The following is a 6,582-nucleotide window of genomic DNA, read 5'->3' on the forward strand; positions in this document are numbered from 1 at the left end:
TCCTTAAACCATAGAAGTAAAAAAAGCGGATCGTTCGCGTAGTTTTTCCCCACCTTTAACTGCTTATTTACTTTTCAGATTGCTTTTTGACCTCAATCATACAATTAATTGGAGTTGCGATTTATCGAGTGGTAGCATGGCGTTACTTAGCCGAACAAAGAAAAAGTTATGAGCACGTTACCTGATTACCAACAAGCCCAATTGTTATTAGAAAAGAATGAAATTTTTGTCGCACCAGCAGAAGCCCATGGTGTGATCAGTGGTTTATTAGCCTGTGGCATCAATATCGAAGCCGACGAATACTTAGGTTTATTAAGCGATGTATTCAATGATGGCTTAGCCTTCAATAAAGATTTAAAAGCATTTTTTGCTGATGTGTATTCTCAGGTTGTTGCCAGCTTCAGCGATGAAGAATTTCAATTTGACCTATTCTTACCAAGCGACGACGAAACACTGATCGATTTAGCCAATGGCTTAGTATCTTGGGTATCGGGTTTTATGCTTGGTTTTGGTTTAAAACAAAAAGATTACGGCAAGTTATCTGCTGATGTGAAAGAAGTGATCAGCGATTTTAGTGAAATTACCCGCCTAGACACCATGTTTGAAGAGACCGAAGAAGACAGCCAAGCACTGCACGAAGTGATTGAGTATGTACGTGTTTCTGCGCTGTTATGTTTTGCTGAATTAGGCAAAGAGCCAGCCGATAAAAACCCTAAGAAGACCCTTCACTAATCAAATTACAGAGGTTTAGCATGTCGTCTATTGCAATCGATAAAGCTGAATTTAAAGCCCGCCGCGAGCGCTTGCTTGCGATGATGGATAAAAATAGCGTGGCTATAATTCCTGCGGCAGGAGAAGTAACACGTAGCCGTGATACTGAATATGCATTTCGCCAAGACAGTGACTTTTTCTACCTAACTGGGTTTAACGAACCAGATGCGGTTTTAGTGCTTTGCCCGTCGAGCGATACACCAAGTACCCTAATTTGCCGTAACAAAGATAAACTAGCTGAAATTTGGCATGGCCGAAGAATTGGCTTCGAAAAAGCTAAATCTGAGTACTTATTCGACGCAACTTGCCCACTTAGTGAACTAGATGAACAATTATTAGATTTGGTGAACGGCCAGCAGATTTTATTTTATGCACAAGGCACTTACGCAAATTTCGATGCAAAGGTTTGGGATTTATTAAACACCCTTCGCGGCGCACCTAAAAAAGGCTATAAAGCCCCACATACCATTAAAGATATTCGTGGTTTAGTGCATGAAATGCGTTTGTTTAAATCTGACGCAGAATTAAACATTATGCGTACAGCGTGCGAAATTAGTGCACAAGGCCATATTCGCGCTATGCAGTTTGCCAAACCTGGCGCAACTGAATATCAATTAGAAGCAGAGCTTCACCACCATTATGCAATGAATGGTGCCCGTCATCCTGCTTATGGCACGATTGTCGGCAGTGGCGACAACGCCAACATTTTGCACTACACACAAAATGACGCTGAGCTAAAAGATGGCGATTTAGTGTTAATTGATTCTGGCTGTGAACTTGAAGGTTATGCAGCGGATATCACACGAACTTTCCCAATCAATGGCAAGTTTAGCGAATCACAAGCGGCGCTTTACAACATTGTATTAGCAGCTCAAGAAGCAGCATTTAGCCAAGTAAAGCCAGGCGGTAGTTTATCGAAAGCGAATGAATTAGCCTCAACGGTATTAACGCAAGGGCTTATTGATTTAGGCATTTTAACCGGTGAGCTTGATGAGCTAATGGCAAACCAAGCGTGCAAAGCATTTTACATGCATGGCCTTGGCCATTGGCTTGGGTTAGACGTACACGATGTTGGCGAATATAAGCTTGATGAAAAAGAGCGCGTATTTGAGCCGGGCATGGTGCTCACCATCGAGCCGGGTTTATATATTAGCGAAGATGCAAAAGCACCAGAGCAATATAAAGGCATCGGTATTCGTATCGAAGATAACTTACTTGTCACTCAAGATGGCCATGAAAACCTGACCATTTCGGTTCCTAAAACCATTGGTGACATTGAAGCAGTGATGCAAGCAAACAAAGGCTAGGAGCAAGCGTGGCAAAGCAGTTTGATGTTGTCATTATCGGCGGTGGAATGGCGGGTGCAAGTTGTGCACTGGGCCTAAAACAGAGCAATAAGCAGTTATCAATCGCTGTAATTGAAGCAAATGAAGTAAGCGCAGACTATCATCCTAGCTTTGATGATAGAAGCATTGCGCTGGCTCAGCAGTCTGTTCAGTACTTAAAATCAATCAATGCGTTTGATTGCCAAGCGCCATTTGCGGCAGCGATTAAAAAAGTCACTGTGTCTGATCGTGGTCATTTTGGTAAAACGCATATTGATTGCCAAGAATATGGCCATGATGCCCTTGGTTATGTGGTCGAAGTGAACCCATTTGGGCGCAGCCTTCATCAGCAACTTACGCGTACTGATGTTAGTTTGTTTTGCCCAGATACGGTTGCCAAGCTTGAATACCAAAGCGATTTTGCCAATATCACGCTAAGCTCAGGCGAGCAGTTAAGCGCAAAGCTTGTGGTGATTGCCGACGGTGCTCATTCGCAAAGCCGTAAACTGGCTAATATAGAGTTTAATACTCGCGCTTATCAGCAAGCGGCGATTATTGCTAACATCGAAGTGGCTGGTGGTCATCATCATCATGCCTTTGAGCGTTTTACTGAGCACGGCCCAATGGCACTGTTGCCAATGAGCAATAACCGATACTCACTGGTGTGGTGTATGGAGCCTGAGCAAATTGAGCACACCATGGCGCTTGAAGATGATGCCTTTTTAGCTGCGTTACAAAAAGCATTTGGTTACTGCGGCGGCTCATTTAGCAAAGTGGGTATGCGTGCAAGTTATCCACTTGTGTACGGTAAAGCCGAATCACTGAGCAGCCACCGTACGGTATTAATTGGTAATGCAGGGCATGCTATTCACCCAATCGCAGGGCAGGGTTTTAATTTAGGCCTGCGTGATGTGCAATTATTGTGTGATATGGCAAATAGAAGCGATCTTGGTGATTACGCCTTTACCCGTTATTACAGCCAAACTCGCAGTAAAGATATTACTACCGTGATGACACTTACAGACAGCCTAGTGCGTTTGTTCTCTAACTCATCACGATTGCTCGCGCTTGGTCGCAGCATTGGCCTTTTCTCAATGGATTTATTCTCCTCGTTAAAAACCCCGCTGGCAAAACAGCTTATGGGTCAGGTTAAGCAAGGTAAACGGATATGAAACAAGCACAAGTTTGTATTGTCGGTGGTGGCTGTGTTGGCCTTACGCTAGCACTTGGTTTAGCAAAAGCAGATATCAGCGTTGTGGTGATTGATGCGAGTAAAAATCAAACCTTACCGGGTGATGATTACGCACTTCGCGTGAGCGCATTAAGCTTAGCTAGTCAGAGCTTATTCGAGTCTTTAAATGTATGGCCAGAGATCATTAAACAACGTGCTACACCGTATACCTCGATGGATGTACGTGATCAAGACAGCTTTGGCAAAATTCATTTTGATCATAACGATCTCGACTTACCGCAGCTCGGTCATATCGTCGAAAACGACATTATTCGATACGCTTTAATTAGCGAACTTGAAAAGCAAAGTAATGCCACTTTATTGTTCGAAACCCGCTATCAGCAAATTCATCAAACCGACTCTGATGTGTTTATTACTCTAGAAAGCGGCGAGCCTGTGATTGCTAAATTATTAGTGGCGGCAGATGGTGCTAACTCGGCTATTCGCAAGCAGTTCAACATGCCAATTACTTTTAAAGATTATGACCATCACGCCATTGTTGCCACGGTTAAAACTGCCGATGAGCATAACAACACGGCACGCCAAGTGTTTTTACCAACCGGGCCGCTGGCGTTTTTACCCTTGCCAGATAAACACACGCACTCAATTGTATGGTCAACAAGCCCAGAGCATTGCGACACACTTTTAGCACTTGATGATAGTCACTTTAATAAAGCGGTTATGGCAGCCCTCGATGGCCAATGTGGTTTATGTGAAGTTCAAAGTGAGCGCATGGCGTTTCCACTTAAGATGCGTTATGCCCAGCAGTGGGTGTCGGGCAAAGTGGTATTAATGGGCGATGCAGCGCATACCATTCATCCATTAGCCGGTTTAGGCATGAACCTTGGCCTAAAAGACGCCGCTTATTTAATTGAGCTATTAAGTAATGAGCAAGGCGAGTTTGCAAGTGCACGCACGCTGCGTGATTATGAACGTACTCGTAAGCTTGATGCACAAAAACACATAGCTATGATGCAAAGCTTAAAAGAGCTATTTGCAGGCGCTAACCCATTGAAAAAACTTGTACGTGGTGTGGGTTTAAGCCTAGTTGATAACCTTGGCCCAATTAAACATTTGTTCGCAAAAGAAGCAATTGGTAAATAACACCTAACTAGTTGTTACTATTTAGTTTAAGCCGCAGCTAAGCAATTAGCTGCGGCTTTTTTGCACTTATATGAACGCAAAATGATAGCGCTGTCATTTTTGTTAGTGTATGATTAAATTTTTGTGATTGGTATGGAAATTAAACAGCTTTATCGCGCTGTAATCTTCAACCAAATAAAAATAATTAAACTAAGAGAACAATTATGGAAGCAACGGTTGAGTGTGACAACAACACAAAACAAAGCATCTGGCTGCCAATGGTATTGGCCGGCTCAATGTTTTTTATCTTAGGGTGTATAACGTGGCTTAATGGTGCAATTACACCATTTTTGCAGCAAATGCTTGAGCTTTCGCCGTTACAAGCTTCGTTTATCATCTCTTCTTTTTATATTGCGGTAACAGTTGCCGGTATCCCATCGGCTATGCTGATCAAGCGCGTTGGTTATAAGAATGGTATGGCGATTGGCTGTGCGATTATGGCTTTATCGGCGCTGATGTATATTCCCGCTGCGAAACTGCAAATGATCGAAATATTCTTGTTCGCACAATTAATGATAGGTGTTGGACAAACCGTACTACAAACCGCTGTTAACCCATACGTGGTTAAAATGGGCTCTGAGAAATCAGCCGCTGTGCGCGTGTGTATCATGGGCTTATTAAACAAATTTGCGGGTGTTATTGTGCCTGTTATTTTTGCGGCTGTAGTTGTAAGCGGTGTTGTTGATGGCGCAGGTAAATTATCGCAAGAACAAAAAGACATGATGGCAAATAGCCTTATCATGCCTTATGTGTTGATTGCTGCTTTAATCATGTTATTTGCTGCCTTTGCTAAATTTGCACCATTGCCTGACTTAGTGTTTGATGAAGACGAAACACCAAACGGTAAAGGTGAAATTAAAGAAACCCTAGCACACCCTCACTTAGTTTTAGGTGTAGTGGGTATTGCTTTATACGTTGCTGTTGAAGTTATTGCAGCAGACACCATCGGCTCGTACGCTTTACAAATTGGCGTTGCTGACTACTCAGTTATGACCTCTTACACCATGGCGTGTATGTTGATTGGTTACGCGATTGGTATTTTGACTATTCCACGCTTTATGAGCCAACAAACGGCATTATTAATGTCGGGTATTGCCGGTATTATCACCGTGTTGTTAGTGGTACTTGGTAGCAATGACTCGTTCATTATTTCAAACCTATTATTAGTGCCATTTGGTGGCCCACAATTACCAGACCCATTGTTATGCATTGCATTATTAGGCTTTGCTAATGCCATGGTTTGGCCTGCAATCTGGCCACTGGCTTTAGCTGGCTTAGGTCGCTTAACAGGCACTGCATCTGGCTTACTGATCATGGGCATTGCTGGTGGTGCACTTGGCCCATTATTAATCGGTTTAGGGAACGTAGCAGGCCTAGGCGCACAAGGCGCTTACATTGTGATGATCCCAAGTTATGTATTCATTTTATTCTACGCCTTAAAAGGCCATAAGATGAGAAGCTGGAAATAACCCAGCAAACTAATTTTTCAAGTTAGGCAAAGCCGCGGTACGCCCATCACCGCGGCTTTTTTGTGGGTAAACTAAAGCTAACAGCTTTCAGCCGTCAGCTATCAGATTGAAAACAAAGTAGCTGAAATGCTCACCTGTAGGCGTGAAACTTATTTCGCGCGATGCTTATCTAAACCACAGAAGTAACACGTAGGTCGGGCTTTAGCCCGTCAATGTTAGCGATTATGTGTCGCCGTAAATGACGACCTACAGTGCTTGATTCATTAGCTCGTAGGTTGGCTAGAGCGGAGCGAAACCCAACTTTGGAGCAATCAGCTTTCAGCCGTCAGCTATCAGATTGAAAACAAAGGAGCTGAAATGCTCATCAGTAGGCGTGAAACTTATTTCGCGCGATGCTTATCTAAACCACAGAAGTAACACGTAGGTCGGGCTTTAGCCCGTCAATGTTAGCGATTATGTGTCGCCATAAATGACGACTTACAGTGCTTGATTCATTAGCTCGTAGGTTGGCTAGAGCGGAGCGAAACCCAGCGCTTGGAGCCATCAGCTTTCAGATTGAAAAGTTAGCGAGATGGGAGTTGTAGGAGGCGTTTTAACGCCGAATTCGTAGCAGCGCGTTTACCCCTGTCTCTTATACACATCT

General features: G+C 43.5%; 5 protein-coding genes. All 5 read left to right on the top strand.

Annotated elements, in window-relative coordinates; all coding sequences use genetic code 11:
- Window positions 1–168: 168 nt before the first annotated feature.
- The 5 genes from JIG37_RS00225 (at window position 169) to JIG37_RS00245 (ending at window position 5,939) form a co-directional block, all read left to right on the top strand.
- Window positions 169–732, top strand: a complete 564-nt coding sequence (locus JIG37_RS00225; protein WP_054551315.1) for a UPF0149 family protein — start codon at window positions 169–171, stop codon at window positions 730–732.
- A 20-nt stretch (window positions 733–752) separates the two neighbouring features.
- Window positions 753–2,078 (top strand): Xaa-Pro aminopeptidase, encoded by a 1,326-nt coding sequence (pepP, locus tag JIG37_RS00230; RefSeq protein WP_166340009.1) that lies wholly within the window; start codon window positions 753–755, stop codon window positions 2,076–2,078.
- Between the two features lie 8 nt (window positions 2,079–2,086).
- Window positions 2,087–3,268, top strand: a complete 1,182-nt coding sequence (gene ubiH, locus JIG37_RS00235) for a 2-octaprenyl-6-methoxyphenyl hydroxylase (RefSeq protein WP_199528350.1) — start codon at window positions 2,087–2,089, stop codon at window positions 3,266–3,268.
- Complete coding sequence (locus tag JIG37_RS00240; protein WP_199528351.1) at window positions 3,265–4,431, top strand: FAD-dependent monooxygenase; 1,167 nt, start codon at window positions 3,265–3,267, stop codon at window positions 4,429–4,431. Before ubiH ends, JIG37_RS00240 begins: the two co-directional genes overlap by 4 nt.
- A gap of 203 nt (window positions 4,432–4,634) precedes the next feature.
- Window positions 4,635–5,939: an MFS transporter gene (locus tag JIG37_RS00245; protein ID WP_199528352.1), complete on the top strand. Its 1,305-nt coding sequence runs from the start codon at window positions 4,635–4,637 to the stop codon at window positions 5,937–5,939.
- The last annotated feature ends 643 nt before the right edge of the window (window positions 5,940–6,582 follow it).

This window comes from Pseudoalteromonas sp. bablab_jr010, assembly GCF_016464105.1.
GTDB lineage: Bacteria > Pseudomonadota > Gammaproteobacteria > Enterobacterales > Alteromonadaceae > Pseudoalteromonas > Pseudoalteromonas simplex.

Excerpts from the sequence above, each read along its gene's own strand:
- JIG37_RS00225 (WP_054551315.1), top strand. The coding sequence starts at position 169 with ATGAGCACGTTACCTGATTACCAACAAGCCCAATTGTTATTAGAAAAG.
- pepP (WP_166340009.1), top strand. The coding sequence starts at position 753 with ATGTCGTCTATTGCAATCGATAAAGCTGAATTTAAAGCCCGCCGCGAG.
- JIG37_RS00240 (WP_199528351.1), top strand. The coding sequence starts at position 3,265 with ATGAAACAAGCACAAGTTTGTATTGTCGGTGGTGGCTGTGTTGGCCTT.
- JIG37_RS00245 (WP_199528352.1), top strand. The coding sequence starts at position 4,635 with ATGGAAGCAACGGTTGAGTGTGACAACAACACAAAACAAAGCATCTGG.